Here is an 18414-nt window from a genome sequence, read left to right on the forward strand (position 1 = left end):
CTGAATAGGCTAGGTTTTCCCGCCGAATTCATCCTTTGGGCTGGGAGCGGGGGTGGGTACAGTGCGAGCACTGAAAACGGACTGCGTGTGATGTATCAGGCGCGTGGCTCCGGAAACCCCTCTCACAGAACCGGACGCGTCATGACGATCTCCTCGATTGAAGGCATGCTCCAGCAACTGCGCGGCCTGGCGCAGGTGGCTGGCGGCGGCAGCACCAACCAGGCCCCGGCGGCCTCTACCGAAGGCTTCGCGGGCGAACTGCAACGCTCCATGCAACGCCTGAACGCCGTGCAGGACCGCGCCTACGGCCAGGCCGAAGCCTTCGAAATGGGCAAGCCCGGCGTGGCCCTGAACGACGTGATGATCGACATGCAGAAAGCCAACGTGTCGTTCCAGACCGCCGTCCAGGTCCGCAACCGCCTGGCGGCGGCGTACCAGGAAATGATGAATATGCCGGTTTGATGGCAGTTCTCCGACCCGTGCAGCGGTTGGGGCGTGGGTCGGGAACGACAAAAAGGCCATGTTGCGCTGCCGCGACATGGCCTTTTTGCCGTCTGTCACCCCCTCAGACCCTGAAATACTCCGTCGCCGCCCGCTCGTAGGCGGGCTTGCAGATCAGGTCGCCGGCGTCGCCGGCGTAGACCAGGCAGTCGCCCGGGGTTTCGCGGTTCAGCACGCTGACGCCCTGCGAGATCACCGAGCCGTTGCGGACGTGGCTGCGGCCGATGATGGCGGTGTTGGGGTACATGACCACGCCGTCGCCGATGACCGGGGCCACGCCGTGGTTCTTGCCCACGGTGGAGTTCTGGTACAGGACGAGGTAGTTGCCGTAGGTGGCCTTGGCCAGCACGATGCCGACGGAGTGGCCGATGAAGAACACCTCGGGCATCTCGATCTCGTAGAACAGGTCGATCGCGTTGAGCGCCTTGTTGAGCAGGAACAGCTTGGTGCAGGCCTCGCCGTGGCGCTCATTGCGCCAGATCGTGTTCGAGAGGTAGTACAGGTACTGGCAGTACTGCGACGAGTGCAGGTAGTTGAACTGGCCGGGGCGCCACATGCGCACGGCGTCGATGCAGTGGCCCACGCGGGTCAGGGCCTCGTCCATGTGCCGGGACACCACGGGCAGCAGCGCCGCGTGGCGGCCGTCCGGCACCAGGTTGGCCACCTGGGCGCAGGTGTAGGCGGCCAGCGACTCGCGGGTATGGCCGATCAGTTCCATGGCTTGATCCCCTCCAGATAGCTCGCCACCACGTCGCGTACGTCGCGCGGGGCCACGCCGAGGCCGCGCAGTGCCTCGGTGCTGCACACGGCGGCCCGTTGCACGGGCGAGGCGCGGGTCAGCCCGATGTCCCAGCCGAGCCGGTTGAAGACCTCGGCCAACTCGCCGTTGGACACATTGGCGCCGCTGGCCAGGTTGAAGATGCCGCTCGCGCCGCCCGTGGACATCGCGGTCAGTGCGCCGACCACGTCGTCCAGGTGGATGTAGTCGCGCACGAAGCCGGCGTCGCTGTCGAGCGTGAACGCGCGCTCGGTGGCGGCCCGGATCAGCCATTCGGACAGGAAGCCCGGCGCTTCGGGCGCCCAGTCGAACACGCACGAGAGCCGCGCCACGGCGGCGCGGCCGGCGGCCACGGTCAGGCAGAGGTTTTCGCCCAGCCCCTTCGACAGGTCGTACAGCGCGCGCGGGCTGGCCGGCTGCAGCATCAGCGCGGCGGCTTCGTCGCCCACGGGCAGCTGCGAGGTGTCGTAGAGCCGCGTGGAAGACAGGTAGACCAGATGCGCGAAGCGGTTCGCGCGCAGCACATCGGCCAGCAGCGAGACGTGCGCCGTGACGGTGTCGAACGGGCGCGCCGCGAAGTCGGCCGTCAGGCCGGCGCAGTAATACACATGGCCCAGGTCACGGGTGAAGAGCGCGCGGTCGCCGCGCGCGGGAACCCAGACCTCATGGCCGGCACGCCGCAGCGTGTCCGCCAGGCGGCGGCCGACAAAGCCGGCCCCGCCGATCACCGTACAGCGCATTGCTTTCCTCGGTGTCGATCAGTTGACGGGATGGTGGAGCGCCGGGTCACGGTGCCACAGCAGCTTGGGGCTCACGCCCGGCACGACCGCGAAGTCCTTGCCCGCCAGCAGCGCCGGGTCCTTCACGGCCACCATGTTGAAGCCGTGCGCCGGGCCTTCCAGGTAGACCTGGTCCACCGGCACCAGCTCCACGGGGCGGCCTTCCATGTTCACGTTCGAGTTGAAGTCGCGCACGGCGTAGACGTGGTAGCCGAAGCCGGTGAGCATGCGGATGATCTCGGCGTTCTGCAGGCCGGCGCTCCAGTCCACGTAGTGGCGGTGCACTTCGAACACGAGGTTCGGGGCTTCGCCGGCCGGGCGGGCCAGCTGCTTCGCCGCGCCCTTGAACACGTTCAGTTCGGCGCCTTCGATGTCGAGCATGATCAGGCCGAGCTTGTCCACGTTCTGCTGGGCGCAGTATTCGTCGATGGTGATCGTCGAGAAGCTGTCGTCATCGGCGGGGCCGTCGGTGTGCTCGGCATGGGCGAATGAGTCGTGGCCCACCAGGCGTAGTTGCGTGGTGCTGTCCGACCACAGGCCCAGGCGCCAGCTCCGGATGTTTTCCACGTGGTTCAGCGAGGCGTTGTTGCGCAGCATGCCGAGCTGGTCGGCATTCGGCTCGAACGCGTGGCAGGTGCCGCCGGCCTGCGCCAGGCGGCGCGCCATCAGGATCACCTGGTCGCCGAAGTAGGCGCCCCCCACCACGGCATGGCCGCCGCGCTCGCACAGCTTCAGCAGCAGCTTGGTGGTCTGCGGCTCCCACACGTGGTCCGGCTGCGGCGGCGTGCTCATCAGGAAGTCGCGCGCGATCTTGGTGCGGTACAGGAATTCGAACACCGTGCCGTCGGCCAGCGTCTTGCGCAGGCGCGACTGCTCGTTGTACATGGCGTCGACGATCGGGCCGGTAATGTCGTCACGCACGCTGCCTTCGTAGGCGTCCAGGTCTTGCTCGATGCTCTTGCACAGGGCGATGACCTTGTCGCGGGCGGCGGCGCTGCCGCCCACCGTGCGCAGGGCGTCGGACAGCTTTTGCAGATGTTCAGTCGTCATGGGTGGCTCCGCTTGGATTGTCAGGATCGAATAAAAGGGGTTGTCAATGCTCGCCAAGCCCGGCGAGCAGGGGAAGCGCCAGGTCCTTCGCGGAGACCATGCGGTCCGCGCAGTCTGGCCAGTCAATGCCGATGGCGGGGTCGTCCCAGCGTACGCCGGCACTGCTGCCGGGCGCGAACGGCACCGTCATCTGGTAGAACACCTCGGAGAGCGCCGTGCGGGTCTGGAACCCGTGTGCGACGCCCTTCGGGATGTAGATCGCCCGCTGGTTGTCCGCCGACAGCTCCACGGCCTGCCATTGCAGGTAGGTGGTGGACGCGCGGCGCAGGTCGAGGATCACGTCGTACACCGCGCCGGTGGTCACGCGCACGAGCTTGTCCTCGGCATGCGCGCCGGTCTGGAAGTGCATGCCGCGCAGGATGCCGGCGCGCGTGTTGCGCGAGACGCTCTGCTGCACGAAGTGCGCGTCGAGGCCGTGCTCGGCGAACGCCGCCACGCAGACCGTGCGCGCGAAAAAGCCTCGCGCGTCGGGCAGCGGTTCGGGGTCCACCAGCCAGGCGCCGGCGATGCGGGTCGGGGTGAAGATCACGGCAGGACCACGGTATCGGGAATGGGCACCACGAAGCGGCCGCCCCAGGCGCGGATGCCGGCCATCTGCTCGATCACCTCGTCCTTGATGTTCCACGGCAGGATCACCAGGTAGTCGGGCCGGCTGGCGTAGATGGAATCGGGCGAGCGCACCGGAATGCGCGTGCCGGGCAGCAGCTTGTTCTGCTTGGCCGGGTTGCGGTCCACCACGTACTCGATCAGGTCGGCGTCGATGCCGCAGTAGTTCAGCAGCGTGTTGCCCTTGGCGGCGGCGCCGTAGGCGGCCACGCGCTTGCCGGCGCGGCGCGCCTCGATCAGGAAGGCCAGCAGGTCGCGCTTGGCCTGGCGCACGCGCTCGGCAAAGCGGGCGTAGCGGTCCGGCGAAGTCAGGCCGCCGGCGACCTCCTCATCCAGGCAGGCCTGCACGGCCGGCGTGGTGGCGCGGCGCGAGGCCTGGTGGCAGGCAAACAGGCGCAGGCTGCCGCCGTGCGTGGGCAGGTGCTCGATGTCGAACACGCGCAGCCCGGCGCGGGCGAGGATCGGCACCAGCGCCGTCAGCGACAGGTAGGAATAGTGCTCGTGGTACAGCGTGTCGAACTGGTTCTGTTCGAGCAGGCGCAGCAGGTGCGGGAACTCGAGCGTGATCACGCCTTCCGGCTTCAGCACGATCGGCATGCCGCCCACGAAGTCGTTGATGTCCGGCACGTGGGCCAGCACGTTGTTGCCGAGCAGCAGGTCCACCTCCCAGCCTTCCACGCGCAGCGCGCGCGCGGTGCGCTCGCCGAAGAACAGCTCGCGGCTGTCGATGCCCTTGGCGCGCGCGGCTTCGCCGGTATTGGCGGAAGGCTCGATGCCCAGGCACGGCACGCCGTTCTGGTGAAAGTACTGGAGCAGGTAGCCGTCGTTGCTGGCGAGCTCCATCACGCTGCTCGCCGGTGTCAGGTCGAAGCGCTCGGTCATCGCCGTCACGTAGCGGCGGGCGTGTTCGAGCCACGAGGTGGAGAACGACGAGAAGTAGACGTAGTCGTCGTGGAAATGGGTTTCCGCCGGCGTGGCGTCGCGCAGCTGCACGAGCCAGCACTTGTGGCACACCATGGCGTGCAGCGGATAGAACATCTCGCCCTGTGCGATGTGCTCCGGCCGGATGAAGGCATTGGAGACCGGCGACAGGCCGAGGTCCACGACGGTTTGCGTCAGCGGTGCGCCGCAGGCGCGGCAGCAGGGGGTAGGAGCGGTGGCAGCAGTGGTCATGCGCAGAATTGCTCGATCTGTTGTTCGGTGATGGCGCGGGCCTGGCCCGGCTCGTGCTGGACGGTGCGATACCAGCGTGCGGTGGCGGCCAGCGCCTCGTCCAGCGTCCAGCGCGATTGCCAGCCCAGCAGCGTGTGCGCCTGGGAGGAATCGAGGTACAGGTTGCGGGCCTCGTGCGGCGCAGCGCCCGGTGGCGGGCAATGCGCCCACTGGAGTTCCGGCCAGTGTTGCTGCAATCCGCCCAGCACGCGCGCTACCGGGAGGTTGTCGCGCGCTTCCGGGCCAAAGTTGAAGGCGGTGGCCAGCGCGGCGTCGCCGGCCAGCAGCCGGGCGCCCAGCAGCAGGTAGCCGTGCAGCGCTTCCAGCACGTGCTGCCACGGCCGCGTCGCCTGTGGGCTGCGGATCTCAAGCGTGGCGCTACGGGCGGCAGCGCGCGCGGCGTCGGGAATCAGGCGGTCCTCGGACCAGTCGCCGCCGCCGATCACATTGCCGGCGCGCGCGGTGGCGAGCAGCACGCCACGCTCGGCCAGGAACGACTTGCGATAGCTGGCGGCCACGAGTTCGGTGCCGGCCTTGCTCGCGCTATAGGGGTCATGGCCGCCGAGCGGATCGGTCTCGCGGTAGCCCCAGAGCCATTCCTTGTTGTCGTAGCACTTGTCGGTGGTGACCACGATGACCGCGCGCACGGACGGGCAGGTGCGCACCGCGTCGAGCAGGTTGACCGTGCCCATGACGTTGGTGGACCACGTCTCGGCCGGGTCGCGGTAGCTCGCGCGCACGAGCGGCTGCGCCGCCAGGTGCAGCACGATCTCGGGTTCGGCCGCGTGCAGCGCGCGCGTGAGCGCGGCGGCATCGCGGACATCGCCCACCGTATGCTGCGCGAGCGCCGGCGCCACGCGCGCGGCGTCGAACAGGCTCGGCGTGGTGTTCGGGGCGAGGGCGTAGCCGCTGACGCGCGCATCCAGCCGCGCGAGCAGCAGCGCCAGCCAGGCGCCCTTGAAACCGGTGTGCCCGGTCACGAAGACGCGCCGGCCTGCGAAGGCGGAAAGCGCCGCCGACGGGGAAGCAGTCGACACCATTACCAGCGCTTCCAGGGCGCCTTGCCGGATTGCCAGAGGTCTTCCAGCAGGTTCTTCTCGCGCAGCGTGTCCATCGGCTGCCAGAAACCGGTATGTTCGAACGCGGCCATCTGGCCGGAGCGGGCGAGTTGGCGCATCGGCGCTTCTTCCCAGCTCGTGGTGTCGTCCGGAATCAGGTCGAGCACTTCCGGGTGCAGGATGAAGAACCCGCCGTTGATCCACGCGCCATCGCCGCGCGGCTTCTCGGTGAAGCCGCACACCTTGTCGTTGTCGCGCTCGAGCGCGCCGTAGCGGCCCGGCGGCTGCACGGCGGCCACGGTGGCACGGCGGCCGTGCTCGCGGTGGAACGCGATCTCGGCCGTGATGTCGATGTCGGACACGCCGTCGCCGTAGGTGAAGCAGAACGGCTCTCCGGGCGTCAGGTACTCGCGCACGCGGCGCAGGCGGCCGCCGGTCATCGAGTCCTCGCCGGTATCGACCAGCGTCACGCTCCACGGCTCGGCCTTGCGGTGGTGCACGGCCATGCGGTTCTCGCGCATGTCGAACGTGACGTCGGACATGTGCAGGAAGTAGTTGGCGAAGTATTCCTTGATGACGTAGCCCTTGTAGCCCAGGCAGATCACGAACTCGTTCACGCCGTGCGCCGAGTACATCTTCATGATGTGCCAGAGGATGGGCTTGCCGCCGATCTCGATCATCGGCTTCGGCCGCAGGTGCGATTCCTCGGAGATGCGGGTGCCCAGGCCCCCGGCCAGGATGACGGCCTTCATGCTGCCACCTCCTCGGCGGCGGCTTCGGGGGCGGCCTGCGTAGCCACCTCGATGCCGATCACCTCGAACACGGTAGGCGGCGGGGAGGCTTCCAGCACTTCCAGTGCCAGGCCGAACTGCTCGTCCAGCAACTGGGCGAGCGCGGACTTGTCCAGGCCGAGTTCGTCGAGCCAGAGCGCCAGCTTGCGGTACAGCGGCAGCGCGTACGGGCGCATGCCGATGGCTTCCACCAGCAGGTCGATGGCCGCGTCAGCCTCGCCGTTGTGGTACTTGAATTCGGCCAGGCCGTAGGCCACCACCCAGTTGCGGTACCAGGTGGACGTCAGGTTCTCCAGCACGTTGAGCAGCGGCACCCATTCCTTCAGGTGGATGTGAGCGGCCACCGACATCACGAGGTCCTCGGCGGGATACCACGCGCCGGCGAAGAACAGGCCGGAGCGGCGCGGTTCGGTGCGGGCGGGAATCGGCTTGGTCTCGCTGCAGATCTCGGTCAACTGGTCCTCGAACCAGGCGGCGAAGCGCTGCGCGTCGAACATCTCGCTCTGCTCGGCACGCGGACGGATCGACATGCGGATCTCGTTGAGCTGCTGCACGTCCGAAGCCAGCGCGCAGGCCACGTCGACGTACTGGGCCTCGGTCTCGCAGATCAGGTCGTCCAGGCCGGCGGCGTGCAGGAACGGGGCCGACACGCGCTGGTGGAAGGTGTCGCCGGAGAAGGTCACCACGGGCACGCCCATCCAGATGGCGTCGCAGGTGGTGGTGCCGCCGGTGACGGGCGCGGTGTCCAGCGCGATGTCGATGCGGTTGTAGGTCACGTACTGCGCGGCGCCGTCACGGTTGATCAGCTCCACACGGCTGGTGTCGATGCCATGGGCGACCATGCGCTCGTAGAGCATCTCGCGCACGTTGTCGCGGTCGCAGCCGGTGGCTTCCACCAGCATGCGGGCGTTCGGGCAGCGTGCCAGCACGGCGCTCCACAGCCGCATGGTCTTGGGACCCAGCTTGGCGATGGTGTTGCACGAGCCAAACGTGATGTAGCCGTTGTTCAGCGCCGGGGTCGGCTGCACGCGGAACTGCGGGTCGTAGATCTTCAGCGGGTTGGTGACGATCGGGTGGTAGGCGCTGAACACCGGCGCACGGAGCAGTGTTTCCGTGTAGTTGTGGTCGAAGCCCTCCGGATCGGCGGTCCAGTCGGTCACGCGGTACTCGATCTGTTCCATGCCGGTGGTGCCGGGGTAGCCCAGCCACGTCAGCTGCTTCGGGGCCAGGCGGTGGACCATGTAGGTCAGCGGCGAGGCGCCCGTGTAGCCGCCCAGGTCGATCATCACGTCGCAGCGCTGCGCGCGCACGGCCTTGACCACCTCGGCCTCGGACATCCTGTAGAGGTCGTGGAAGCCTTCCGCGTAGACGCGGATCTTCCTGGTGATGTTGTCGTTGACGTTCGACAGCGAGAACAGGTGCACCTCGAAGCGCGTGCGGTCCAGGTTGGCGATCAGCGGGATCAGGAAGTAGGCGCAGGCATGGCGGCGCAAGTCGTTCGACAGGATGCCGATGCGGATCCGCTCGCCCTGGCTGGCCTGCAAGGCCGGGGCTTCGACGGGCGTGCGGGCCAGCGTGCGGGCCCAGTCGGTGGCCTCGCGGCGCAGTTCCTCGGCGCCGATGGTTTCGTCGTAGAGCAGCGAGAACAGCAGGTTGGAGCGGTTCACGCGCTGCAGCGGGTCCAGCGCGCAGGCGCGGCGGAACACCGGAATGGCTTCGATGGTGCTGCCCGATTCGCGCAGCGCCGAGGCGTAGTTGCCCACCGCCACCGGGTCGTTCGGCAGCAGCGCGGCGGCTTTCTCGCCGGCCAGGCGGGCGCCGTAATAGTCGCCGGTATAGAACATGGCCGTGCCGAGCACCTGCCACAGATGGGCCGAGCCAGGCTGGAGTTCCAGGCTGCGCTGGAGCAGCGGAATGCCGGCGGCGTAGTTTTCCAGTGCCACGTCGAGCGCGCCGACCAGGCCCAGGAAGCCCGGATGGTTCGGGAAGCGCTTCATGCCGGCTTCCGCCAGCCGCTTGGCTTCCTCGCTATGGTTCATGCCGGACAGGCACAGCGATTCGATGTAATACGGTTCGGGGAGCGTGCCGGCGCTGCGCTTGGCGGCGCGGGCGAGCTTCAGCGCTTCCGCATACTTGCTGGCGTTGTAGGCAGTCCAGGCCTGCTGGATCGTCCGCTGCGCGGGACTCGAAACGTTCTTGGTCATGGCGTTGTGCTTTGCAAAGGCGCGGTGTCAGCCCGGACAGCAGACGGGCTGATCGATGCATGCACAGTAACAAGGGACGTTCCGCGCCATCGGCCGGAACACGGGCCGAAATTGGCGCTATTTCAGCGGGGGTGCCGTTTTCGGCGCCTCGGGGACCGGGTCAGATGAGGGTCAGGCGGGGTCAGGTGAGGGCCGGAAGGGATGCCGCCGCATCCGGCTGCTCCATCCGGTGCAGCCAGACCAGCAACTCGGCCACGGCTACATAGAGCTGCGGGGGAATCTGGCTGTCGAGGTCCACCTGCATCAGCAGGTTGACCAGCGCCGGGGAGCCGTGCACGTAGACGCCGGCCTCGCGGGCACGCGCGATGATGGCTTCGGCGGACAGGCCGTAGCCCTTGGCCACCACGCGCGGGGCCTTGTCGGCGGACTGGTAGGAGAGCGCGACGGCGGCGCCGCGGTTCGGATCGTTCTCGCTCATGACTGGGCTGCGGGAATGGCGTCCAGGCGCGCTTCCACCTCGGCGGCCGCGCTGACGTTGAGGTTCAGCAGGGAGATGCCGTGGGCTTCGAGCTGGCCGCGGAAGTCAGCGCCTGCTTCGGCCAGACGGCCAGCGGTGGCGCGGTCATCGGCCACCAGTCGCGCTTCCAGACCGTGCGCGCCGAGAGTCAGCACGGCATCGACATGCCCGAGCCGGGGCAGATCCAGCCGCAGCCGGGTGCTCCAGGTCGCGGCATCTGCCGAGGTAGGCGAGTGCTCACCTTGCTGCTCGCGCGTGACTTCCCAGTCCATCGGCATGCCGGGCCAGGCTTCCACGGTCCAGCGGAACTGCTGCGTGGCGAGCAGCTCGAGCTGGTGGCGCACCACGCCTTCGCTGGCCGGGTGGACTGGCGGGCCGACGTCGGCCTGCGGGGGGGCGGCGGGCTGGTCGGGCGCATTCCAGCTGGCGATGATCGCCGCGCGCTGGGCCTGGGCGATATGGTGGCCTTCGTGCGACACCTCGGCCGTGATCTGGTAAGCATGCGCCGCCGCATTGGCGTGCGCGGCACGGCGCTGTTCGGCGGCCGGTGTCGAGGGCGTGGCCTGGCCGGGCGTGGCGCCGACGGGCTGGCCCGGTTGGCCGGCCTGGCTCCCTGCGTCGGCGCCATGGCCGCGCGCTGGCTGCGCCGGTACGCCGGTAGTCAGCGGAAAGATGGTCGGGCGCGTCAGTTCTGCCAGGATCGCGGCGCTCGGGGCCTGCGCGGGCGCGGCGGGCGGGCCGCCATAGGGCAGCAGCGCCACCGGCGCACCGGCGCYGGGCGCGGGCTGCTGCGGTGGCGTCGCGGCGGGCGGGGCCGTCTGGGCCGGCGGGGCGGGCTGGCGCAGGCCGGCCTGCGGCTCCTGCAGCAGGGCCGACAGCGGGCGCTGGCCCACTACCCATTGCGCCACATGCGATTCGTAGAACAGGCCGCTCTGGTCGACCAGCGTGGCGAGCGCGGCGGACAGCGTGGCGGCCGACGCGTTGCCCGCGCCGGGCGCGGTGGCCAGCAGCGGGGCGCGCGTCTGCAGCGGCTGCGCATCGCCCGATTCGAACAGGTCGAGGATGGCGCGCGCCGCGAAGCTCAGGGTCTCGCGCGTGGAGGTGGTCAGCGCGTTGCCGCGCGCGTCCATGGCGCCGGGGCCGACCGCGCTGGGCGGCCGGGCCTGGACGGTCTCGCCCGTGGACGACTGCACGTCGCCCTGCGAGACGTCGTGCACCGGCATCAGCGCCGCGAGCTTGTCGATGGCCAGCGCCGGGCGCGAGAGTTGCGTGTCCGGTGCAGCGTGGGGCACCAGGGCCGCCGGGATTTGGATGCCAGTCATGGGCGCGTGTCAGCGGATGGCGATGGACGTGATACGCGTCGGTCGATCCCTTCCGCAAGCACGGAAGGGCAGTGGATTCAGGCGGCGGCGCCGTAGGCGGCGGACAACTCGAGCTTGCGGCGCGAGCTGTTCAGCAGTTCGCCCAACTGGGCCAGGCGCGGCATGGTCAGGTCGCGGATCCGGGCGTCGTAGGCCAGGATGCGCTCCAGCAACTGGAAGCGGCGCAGGCGTTCGTTGTCGGAGAACGGCTTGGTGTGGTCGAGCAGGCGCAGGCGATCCACTTCGGCCATGTAGACCTGCTGGAGATCGTTGAGCGCATCCCAGTTGGACGCGCGCGCGGCTTCGAGCATCTGCTCCGAGAGCACCAGCAGCTCTTCGTAGCTTCTGACGATGGGGGACATATCGAACATCTCAGGATTCCTGCAGGGCCGGCTGCGTGATGGCGGTCGGTGCAGCGGGCTCGGCGTCAGTGGGCGCTGCCGGGTCGATGGCGGTCCAGGCCGAGGCAAGATTCTCGAGCAGGGCATCCACTTCCGACAGCAGGGTAGCGTCGCCGCGCAGGTTGGCCAGCATCAGGCGACGGGTCATGTATTCGTACAGCGATTCGAGGTTGGCGGAGATTTCCCCGCCCGCCTCGTGGTCCAGCACCGCGCGCAGCCCGTTGTCGATGATGTTGATAGCCTTGGAGATGGCATTGCCGCGCGCCTCCAGCTCGCCATTGTCCAGGTGGAACCTGGCACGGGCGATGGCCGAGCGGGCGCCGTCGTACAGCATCGCGATCAGCTTGTGCGGGCTGGCGCTCATGACCCCGGTCTGTACACCGACCTGGGCATAGGCATTGATGGCTTGGCGCGCGAACATGGTGAACTCCGGTGACTTACTTGCTGCTGGTGCCGTTCATGGCCGCGAACTGCTGCGTCAGGTAGCTGCTGGTCTGGTTCAGCTTCGACACCAGCAGGTCCAGCTGCGTGAACTGCGCGCGGTAACGGTCCATCGTCGACGTGACGCGGTCCTGCGTCGCCGTGTACTTGTCTTCCAGGTCCTTCAGCGTGGCGGTGATGCCGTCGGTGGCTGCCGTCAGTGCGCCGGAGGTGCCGTTCAGCGAGTCGACATAGTCGGTGATGGTCTTGCCCATGCCGGCCGAACCATCCACACCCGAGAAGAACTTGGTCAGGTCCTGGAAGTTGTCCGAGAGCGCCTTGTTCAGCTTGTCGTCGTCGATTTCCAGCTTGCCAGCGTTGCCGGTGGTCACGTTGAACTCGATGCCGAGATCGGACAGCGTGACCGAGCCGCCGTTGCCGTCGGACATCGGGGTGGTCAGCATCGAGCGCAGGCGCGTGGCGATATTGCGCAGCGTGCCGTCGCCGTTCAGTGCGCCAGCCGTGCCGGCATCGGTGTCGAACGTGGTCAGCGAGCCGACGGCCGACAGGATGTTGTTGTACGCGGTGACAAAGCCTTGCACGCTGGCCTTGATCGACGCATCGTCGCGCGTCACGTTCATGGTCGTGGTGCCGGTGGACTTCAGCGTCAGGGTCACGCCCTGGGCCGCGCCCTGCACGGTGTTGCTCTGGCTGGTGACGTCGATACCGTTGATCTTCAGCGTGGCGTTGGCAGCGGCCACCTTCTCGGACATGCCGTTCGGCTGCGTGGCCACGGCCGGGTCATAGGCCACGATGTCGCTCACGGCGCTGTCGCTGGCGCTGATACGCATGCCGGACTGGGTGCCGGTCTTGTTGGACGTCAGCACAATATGGTAGGGCGTGCCGCTGCCGTCGTTGATGATACTGGCGGTGACGCCGATATTGGCCTTGTTGATCGAGTCGCGGATGCCTTCCAGCGAGGTATCGGAGCCGATCGTCACCGTCTTGGTGCTGGTGGGCGTGCCGCCCGTGGCGAGGTCGGCGCCGAAGTCCACCGTGATGGTGCCGCCGCCGATGGCAGCGGTCTTGTCGGCCACCGACTTCGAGACCAGCGATTGCGCCGCGGCCAGCGAGGACACGTTGATGTTGTAGCTGCCTGCCACGGCGGTAGCGTCGGTGGCGGCGCTGAGCACGCTATCCGAGCCCACGGCGGCCTTGACGGCGCTCCACGTGGCGGCGGTGTTCAGCGTCTTGGCGGCGGCCGAATAGGCATCCAGCACGCTCTTGATGGTGCCGTAGCCGGACAGCTTGGCCTGGTAGCTCTTGGCCTGGTTGTTGATCTGCGTGAGCGGAAGTTCTTCCGCTGCCTGGAGCTTGTCGAGCAGCGTTTGCAGCTCGAGGTTGGAACCGATACCGATGGAAGAGATTGCCATGACTGTTCTACCTATTGTTATTTGTCTTCAACTGGGTGATTGCAGAGGTCAGACGGCGTGGCTCACGAACAGGCCCTGGAGCTTGTCGATCGCGCGCGCCAGGCGCACAACGTCTTCATTCGGCATTTGCCGGATGATCTCGCCCGTCTCCTTGTCGAAAACCGTGGTGATGACGCGGTGCGTCTGGTCGTCGATGGCGAAGCGCAGGCCAATGGAGGTGGTCTTCAGCACGTCCACCAGCTCCTGCACCGCGGTGGCGGTGTTTTCAGGCGCATCGGCGGCGGGCCGGGTGTCCGCGCGGTCGGCTTCATGCGACGGGCGAACGGCTTTTACCGTGGCGGTCGGGGCGGCGGAAGCCGGCGCGATGGCCACGGTGTCGGCGGGAATGCGGGCCGCCGGAGTGGAAACGGGATTGGGAGTTGCCATGGTTTGCTCCGTCCGGTGAGGCGAGGGGTTCTGCTCGGTTGAAACGCTTTGCAGGCAGTGGGCTGCCTGCAAAACATTCCGGCAAAAAAGCCGGGCCTTGCGGCCCGGCCTTCTTGCGGCGCGGCGATTAACGCAGCAGCGACAGCACGTTTTGCGTGGTCTGGTTCGCTTGCGACAGCACCGAGGTACCAGCTTGTTGCAGGATCTGCGCGCGGGTCATGTTCGACACTTCCGTTGCGTAGTCAGCGTCTTCGATGCGCGAACGCGAAGCCGACAGGTTGTTCACCGTCGTGCTCAGGTTGTTGATCGTCGACTCGAAGCGGTTTTGCACAGCACCCAGGCTCGAACGCAGGCTGTCAACCGAAGCCAGTGCGGAGTCCAGCGTCTTCAGCGGGTCAACCGTGGCAGCTTGTTGGAAGTCCGAAGCTTGCAGCGAAGCGCCCTTGATCGTGAAGCCGGCGGTGGAACCCGACACCGAAGCGTCGCTCGGCTTGACGGCGATGTACATCGTCGTCGAGGTAGCCGTACCGTTGCCAGCCAGGCCCTTCGAGGACAGAGCGGCGTCGTCGGCGGCGGTCAGGCCGGTCATGCTCACTTGCACGAACCAGTTGCCCTTCGAATCCGTCACGACGGATTGCGAGTTGATGGCTGCCGAGGTGTTCAGGCCCAGAGCGCGCTGGATGTCAGCGGCGGCGATGCCGGTTGCCGAAGCAGCCGTCACCGGGGTAGCGGAACCCAGAGCCGTTTGAGCGGCGGCGGAACCGATCGAAGCCGTGGCACCTTGCGGGCCGGCAACGCTGAAACCAGCGACGCCCAGGGTCTTCGAGGTGATTTCCTTCAGGGCGATCGAGATGGTTTCGCTGTCGTTGGCGCCAACCTGGATCGACATGTTCTGGTCCTTGGCCAGAACCTTGACACCGTTGAACTGGGTCTGAGCCGACACGCGGTCGATTTCCGACAGACGTTGCTTGATTTCGTCCTGGATCGACTTCAGGTCCGAACCCGAGTTCGTACCGTTGGCGGCTTCCACCGACAGTTCACGGATACGTTGCAGGTTGTTGTTGACTTCGCTCAGGGCGCCTTCGGTCGTTTGCGCGATCGAGATACCGTCGTTGGCGTTACGCGAAGCTTGCGTCAGGCCCTTGATGTTGGCGGTGAAGCGGTTGGCGATGGCTTGACCAGCAGCATCGTCCTTGGCGCTGTTGATGCGCAGGCCCGACGACAGGCGCTGGATCGCGGTGTTCAGCGACGATTGCGACGTGTTCAGGTTGCTCTGCGTTTGCAGCGACAGAATGTTGGTGTTGATGACTTGCGCCATGGTACGACTCCTATATGCAATGTTTTAGGCATTCCGGCGGGTGCCGTAACGTTGGCTGCCTGCGTTGCAGGGCGTAGAGTGCCTCCGTTGCAAGGGTTATCGACAGGGCGGTAGGAGACTTTAGAGTGATCTTTGCGAGAGTTTGCGGGCGCTGCCCGGAACCCCCGGCGTTATTGCGGATGGCGGCCGGCCCGGGGAATGGGCGGGGCGCCGCCGGCGCAGGCCGGCCTGGCGGCGTCAGCGGCGCTTGCGGGTGCGCGGTATATATAGACGCACAAAATCCGGCGACGCCTCGGCGTCCAGCACCGCTGCGTCGGCTTCCGGCGCGTGCGCCGGCGTCACCACGGTAATGGCGCGCTTGTAGACCACCGTGGGCATGGGATCCTCGCCCGTTTTGCCCAGCAGAATCATGTAATTGTCCGAGGCCAGCACGATCCCGGTCAGCCGCGTGCCATTCGAGAGGTGCACGATGACGGTATTGCGGCTGGCGCTGTGGGCCGCAAAGTGCAGATGCTGCAACTTTCGGCTGGGACGGGGAACCTTTTTTTCCTGCTTCACAACTTCTCCGGAAGAGCCCGCGAGGGTTCTGGCGGCGGTCAACGGTCCGAGGACCAGGCGCATGGATCGAGGTCGCACTAAAAGTGACGGATGGCGCGCCCTGATCCCGGCGAGATATGAAACATTCGCTCTCGGAGCCGGGGCAGGGGCTCACCTTCATCACGTTAACGGGCGCGCACACCGAACGGTTGAATGGCGCCATCCGGCCGAGCAATTCGGCCGGCCTTGCGAGGAGAGAAGGGGAATACTTCAGCCGGGAGGGTAACAAAGTTTTACAAGTGTTGACAAAGTTGGCCCGCGAACAATGCCTAGAGGTAAAGCTCTATTTATTTTATTGATGCAGTCGGTGTGATTGAAGTAGCACCTTCGTGGTCGGCGCCTGACAGAAAAGCAACGTTTGGGTCGCAATCCGCTCGCACTAAAGCTTTCTGGGACGCTGCCGATAACTGCCGATATGCCCGAATGTGCGGCATGGCATGACATGGAACGCGAAAGTGCTCAATTCGTTACAGCCGCTATCAGGGCATTCCCTGATAGAAGCCTCATTTACACCTCATGTAAGCAGGTTTATATTCCGGGGTTCGGACCGGTTTACCCCCGGTCTTTCACAGCAGTCCTGAAAGCCTACGAGCACCCCGCGCGTGGGCTTCTTTTTTTTGCCCTCGTCGTTTCGTCGCGGTCTGTTGCCGCAGTGGCCGTGATCGGCCGGGCCGGAGTGCCCGGAACAGATTAGACGCCAGTCGTTGACGCGGCAATTTGACGAACTGCCGGCACTTTTCCCCCTATTTCGATTTTCCGCTCAAGAAGCGCACCGGCCTGCCCGATAGCGCTGATGGCGACACCCGGATTCCGGTGGACGCTAGACGTACATCCAACATCGAAAAAGAGAGAAAGGTACGCTGAGATGGGCTTGCGAAACATGGGTATCGGGGCACGACTGTCCCTGGCATTCTGTGCGGTGGTGTTGCTGCTGGCGGCCGTAGCGGCCGTGGGCGTGACGGCGCTGCGCGGGATGAACGATGCGATGCACCAGGCGGTGGAGCAGCGCCTGCTGCGCGTCATCGACCTGAACCACGTGAAGGAAGGGGCGCTGCAGATCGGTGTGCTGGTGCGCGACGCCACGCTGACCGAGGATCCGGCGCTGGCCGCCCAGAACATCGACAAGGTGAACAAGCTGCGCGACGAGATGCGCGCCAGCCTGGAAACCCTGGCCAAGATCATCGAGGCCAGTGGCCGGGCCGAGTCCAAGGCCATGTTCGAGCAGCTCAACCAGACCCGGACCACCTACAACGGCCAGCTCGACCTCGTCATGCAACAACTGCGCGGTGGCGACTTCAATAGCGCCCGCGCCGGCCTGATCGTGACGCTGCCGGCGGCGCAGGGCGCCTATTTCGACAAACTCGACGAAGCCGCCGCGTCTGGCCGGAAGATGGCCATCGACGCCGTGGCCGAGGCTTCCGACCACTATGTCTTTGCCCGCAACCTGCTGATCGGCCTGGCGGCCGCCGCCGCCGCGATCGCCGCGCTGCTGGGCCTGGCCATCACCCGCTCGGTGACGCGCCCGGCCGGCCAGGCGCTGGACGCCGCCGAGGCGCTCGCCCAGGGCCGCTTGGGCCACGCCATCGCCGTGCGCACCCAGGATGAGATGGGCCGCATGCTTGGCGCGATGGAACGCGCCTTCGGCCAGCTTGGCGTGCTGGTACGCGGCATCCAGCAGGCCGCCGGCTCGATCGACACGGCAGCGCGCGAGATTTCCAGTGGCAATACCGATCTCTCCCAGCGGACCGAGCAGCAGGCGGCCTCGCTCGAGGAGACCGCCGCGTCGATGGAGGAATTGACCTCCACGGTGCGCCAGAACGCCGAGAACGCCCGCCAGGCCAACCAGCTGGCGGTCAACGCCTCGGATGTGGCCACGGAAGGCGGCCGGGTGGTGCGCAGCGTGGTCGACACCATGGATGGCATCTCGAAATCCTCCGCACGCGTGGCCGAGATCATCAGCGTGATCGAGGGCATCGCCTTCCAGACCAACATCCTTGCGCTGAACGCGGCTGTGGAAGCGGCCCGCGCCGGCGAGCAGGGCCGGGGCTTCAGCGTGGTGGCGGCCGAGGTGCGCAGCCTGGCGCAGCGCTCGTCGTCGGCAGCCAAGGAGATCGGCGAACTGATCAACAGCTCGGTGCGCCAGGTGCAGGACGGCGCCAAGCAGGTGGAAGTGGCCGGCAAGACCATGGACGACATCGTCGGCGCCGTGCGTCGTGTGACCGACATCATGGGCGAGATCAGCGCGGCCAGCGAGGAGCAGACCGCCGGCATCGAGCAGGTCAGCCTGGCGATTACCCAGATGGAATCGGTGACGCAGCAGAACGCGGCGCTGGTGGAGCAGGCCAGCGCGGCGGCCGAGAGCCTGATGCAGCAGGCCGGCGGGCTGGTGTCCGAGGTGGCGCGCTTCGACCTGGGCGGCGTGCGCGCCCCCGAGGCGCGCGCGCCCCAGGCCGTGATGACGGCCGCGCCGCGCATGGCCGCCCCGGCCAAGCTCCCGGCAAAGACCCCGGCCCTGGCTGCGCCGGCCCCCGCCCGTGTGCGGGCCATCAGCCGTCCGGCAGCGCCTGCGCTGCCGGCCAAGGCATCGCCTGCCCCGGCCCCAGCCCCCGCACCCCGCAGCGCTCGCGCCCCGGCCGTGCCGGCGGCGGTGCGTCCGCCGGTGGCGCGCAAGCCGCAGCCGTCGGTGCTGGCCGCGCGCCAGCCGGCCACGCCCGCCAAGCCGCGTCCGGCAGTGACGCCCCAGCGCAAGGAGCCCGTGCTGTCCACGCCGGCCCGCCGCCGTCCCGCAGCCGCGCCCGCGCCTGCCACGGTCGAGGCTGGCGACTGGGAAACGTTCTGATCGACCGTCCCCACTTTCAGGCGGCGCCAGCGTCGCCTGAAAGCCGCCTGTAAGCCGGGCGGC

At 67.3% G+C, this 18414-nt stretch carries 19 protein-coding genes; 3 read left to right on the plus strand and 16 right to left on the minus strand.

Features of this window, described 5'->3' with window-relative positions; translation table 11 throughout:
• The first annotated feature begins 141 nt into the window (after positions 1–141).
• Entirely contained in the window at positions 142–462 is a 321-nt protein-coding gene (gene fliE, locus AC1DFU_RS01275; protein ID WP_092295476.1) for a flagellar hook-basal body complex protein FliE, read from the plus strand.
• A gap of 103 nt (positions 463–565) precedes the next feature.
• Here fliE and AC1DFU_RS01280 read toward each other — a convergent pair whose 3' ends face one another.
• The 16 genes from AC1DFU_RS01280 to AC1DFU_RS01355 all read right to left on the minus strand — a co-directional run bounded on the left by AC1DFU_RS01280 (position 566) and on the right by AC1DFU_RS01355 (position 15473).
• Positions 566–1219, minus strand: coding sequence for an LbetaH domain-containing protein (locus AC1DFU_RS01280; protein WP_177219935.1), 654 nt, complete (start codon positions 1217–1219; stop codon positions 566–568).
• Positions 1210–2019 (minus strand): NAD-dependent epimerase/dehydratase family protein, encoded by an 810-nt coding sequence (locus AC1DFU_RS01285; RefSeq protein WP_092295473.1) that lies wholly within the window; start codon positions 2017–2019, stop codon positions 1210–1212. The genes AC1DFU_RS01280 and AC1DFU_RS01285 overlap by 10 nt, the downstream gene beginning before the upstream one ends.
• A gap of 18 nt (positions 2020–2037) precedes the next feature.
• Positions 2038–3108 (minus strand): FkbM family methyltransferase, encoded by a 1071-nt coding sequence (locus AC1DFU_RS01290; protein ID WP_092295470.1) that lies wholly within the window; start codon positions 3106–3108, stop codon positions 2038–2040.
• Between the two features lie 43 nt (positions 3109–3151).
• Positions 3152–3697 (minus strand): dTDP-4-dehydrorhamnose 3,5-epimerase, encoded by a 546-nt coding sequence (rfbC, locus tag AC1DFU_RS01295; protein ID WP_092295467.1) that lies wholly within the window; start codon positions 3695–3697, stop codon positions 3152–3154.
• Positions 3694–4947, minus strand: coding sequence for a class I SAM-dependent methyltransferase (locus AC1DFU_RS01300; protein ID WP_092295464.1), 1254 nt, complete (start codon positions 4945–4947; stop codon positions 3694–3696). The genes rfbC and AC1DFU_RS01300 overlap by 4 nt, the downstream gene beginning before the upstream one ends.
• Positions 4944–6026 carry a CDP-glucose 4,6-dehydratase gene (gene rfbG, locus AC1DFU_RS01305; protein ID WP_092295461.1) on the minus strand — a complete coding sequence of 361 codons (1083 nt, stop codon included), beginning with the start codon at positions 6024–6026 and terminating at the stop codon, positions 4944–4946. The genes AC1DFU_RS01300 and rfbG overlap by 4 nt, the downstream gene beginning before the upstream one ends.
• The gene (gene rfbF / locus AC1DFU_RS01310; protein WP_092295458.1) at positions 6026–6796 is read right to left on the minus strand and encodes a glucose-1-phosphate cytidylyltransferase; all 771 of its coding nucleotides are present in this window, start codon (positions 6794–6796) and stop codon (positions 6026–6028) included. Before rfbF ends, rfbG begins: the two co-directional genes overlap by 1 nt.
• Positions 6793–9039 carry an O-linked N-acetylglucosamine transferase, SPINDLY family protein gene (locus AC1DFU_RS01315; protein ID WP_092295455.1) on the minus strand — a complete coding sequence of 749 codons (2247 nt, stop codon included), beginning with the start codon at positions 9037–9039 and terminating at the stop codon, positions 6793–6795. Before AC1DFU_RS01315 ends, rfbF begins: the two co-directional genes overlap by 4 nt.
• Positions 9040–9220: 181 nt before the next feature.
• A complete protein-coding gene (locus AC1DFU_RS01320; protein ID WP_092295452.1) occupies positions 9221–9517 on the minus strand; it encodes an EscU/YscU/HrcU family type III secretion system export apparatus switch protein in 297 nt (98 codons plus the stop codon).
• Positions 9514–10878, minus strand: coding sequence for a flagellar hook-length control protein FliK (fliK, locus tag AC1DFU_RS01325; protein WP_477159842.1), 1365 nt, complete (start codon positions 10876–10878; stop codon positions 9514–9516). The genes AC1DFU_RS01320 and fliK overlap by 4 nt, the downstream gene beginning before the upstream one ends.
• Positions 10879–10955: 77 nt before the next feature.
• Positions 10956–11288 (minus strand): flagellar protein FliT, encoded by a 333-nt coding sequence (locus AC1DFU_RS01330; protein ID WP_092295446.1) that lies wholly within the window; start codon positions 11286–11288, stop codon positions 10956–10958.
• 1 nt (position 11289) lies between these two features.
• On the minus strand, positions 11290–11739 hold the full coding sequence (gene fliS / locus AC1DFU_RS01335) for a flagellar export chaperone FliS (protein WP_092295443.1): 450 nt from the start codon (positions 11737–11739) through the stop codon (positions 11290–11292).
• 16 nt (positions 11740–11755) lie between these two features.
• Complete coding sequence (fliD, locus tag AC1DFU_RS01340) at positions 11756–13171, minus strand: flagellar filament capping protein FliD (protein WP_092295440.1); 1416 nt, start codon at positions 13169–13171, stop codon at positions 11756–11758.
• Positions 13172–13219: 48 nt separating this feature from the next.
• A complete protein-coding gene (locus tag AC1DFU_RS01345) occupies positions 13220–13597 on the minus strand; it encodes a flagellar protein FlaG (RefSeq protein ID WP_092295437.1) in 378 nt (125 codons plus the stop codon).
• Positions 13598–13724: 127 nt separating this feature from the next.
• Positions 13725–14915, minus strand: coding sequence for a FliC/FljB family flagellin (locus tag AC1DFU_RS01350; RefSeq protein ID WP_092295434.1), 1191 nt, complete (start codon positions 14913–14915; stop codon positions 13725–13727).
• A gap of 237 nt (positions 14916–15152) precedes the next feature.
• On the minus strand, positions 15153–15473 hold the full coding sequence (locus tag AC1DFU_RS01355; RefSeq protein WP_092295431.1) for an RNA chaperone Hfq: 321 nt from the start codon (positions 15471–15473) through the stop codon (positions 15153–15155).
• A gap of 116 nt (positions 15474–15589) precedes the next feature.
• Between AC1DFU_RS01355 and AC1DFU_RS01360 the strand changes: the two genes are divergently transcribed.
• Together AC1DFU_RS01360 and AC1DFU_RS01365 are read left to right on the plus strand one after the other, a co-directional pair.
• The gene (locus AC1DFU_RS01360; protein WP_092295428.1) at positions 15590–15811 is read left to right on the plus strand and encodes a hypothetical protein; all 222 of its coding nucleotides are present in this window, start codon (positions 15590–15592) and stop codon (positions 15809–15811) included.
• 581 nt (positions 15812–16392) lie between these two features.
• A complete protein-coding gene (locus tag AC1DFU_RS01365; protein ID WP_255370845.1) occupies positions 16393–18351 on the plus strand; it encodes a methyl-accepting chemotaxis protein in 1959 nt (652 codons plus the stop codon).
• Positions 18352–18414: the final 63 nt, after the last annotated feature.

The organism is Cupriavidus sp. 10L45, assembly GCF_056395225.1.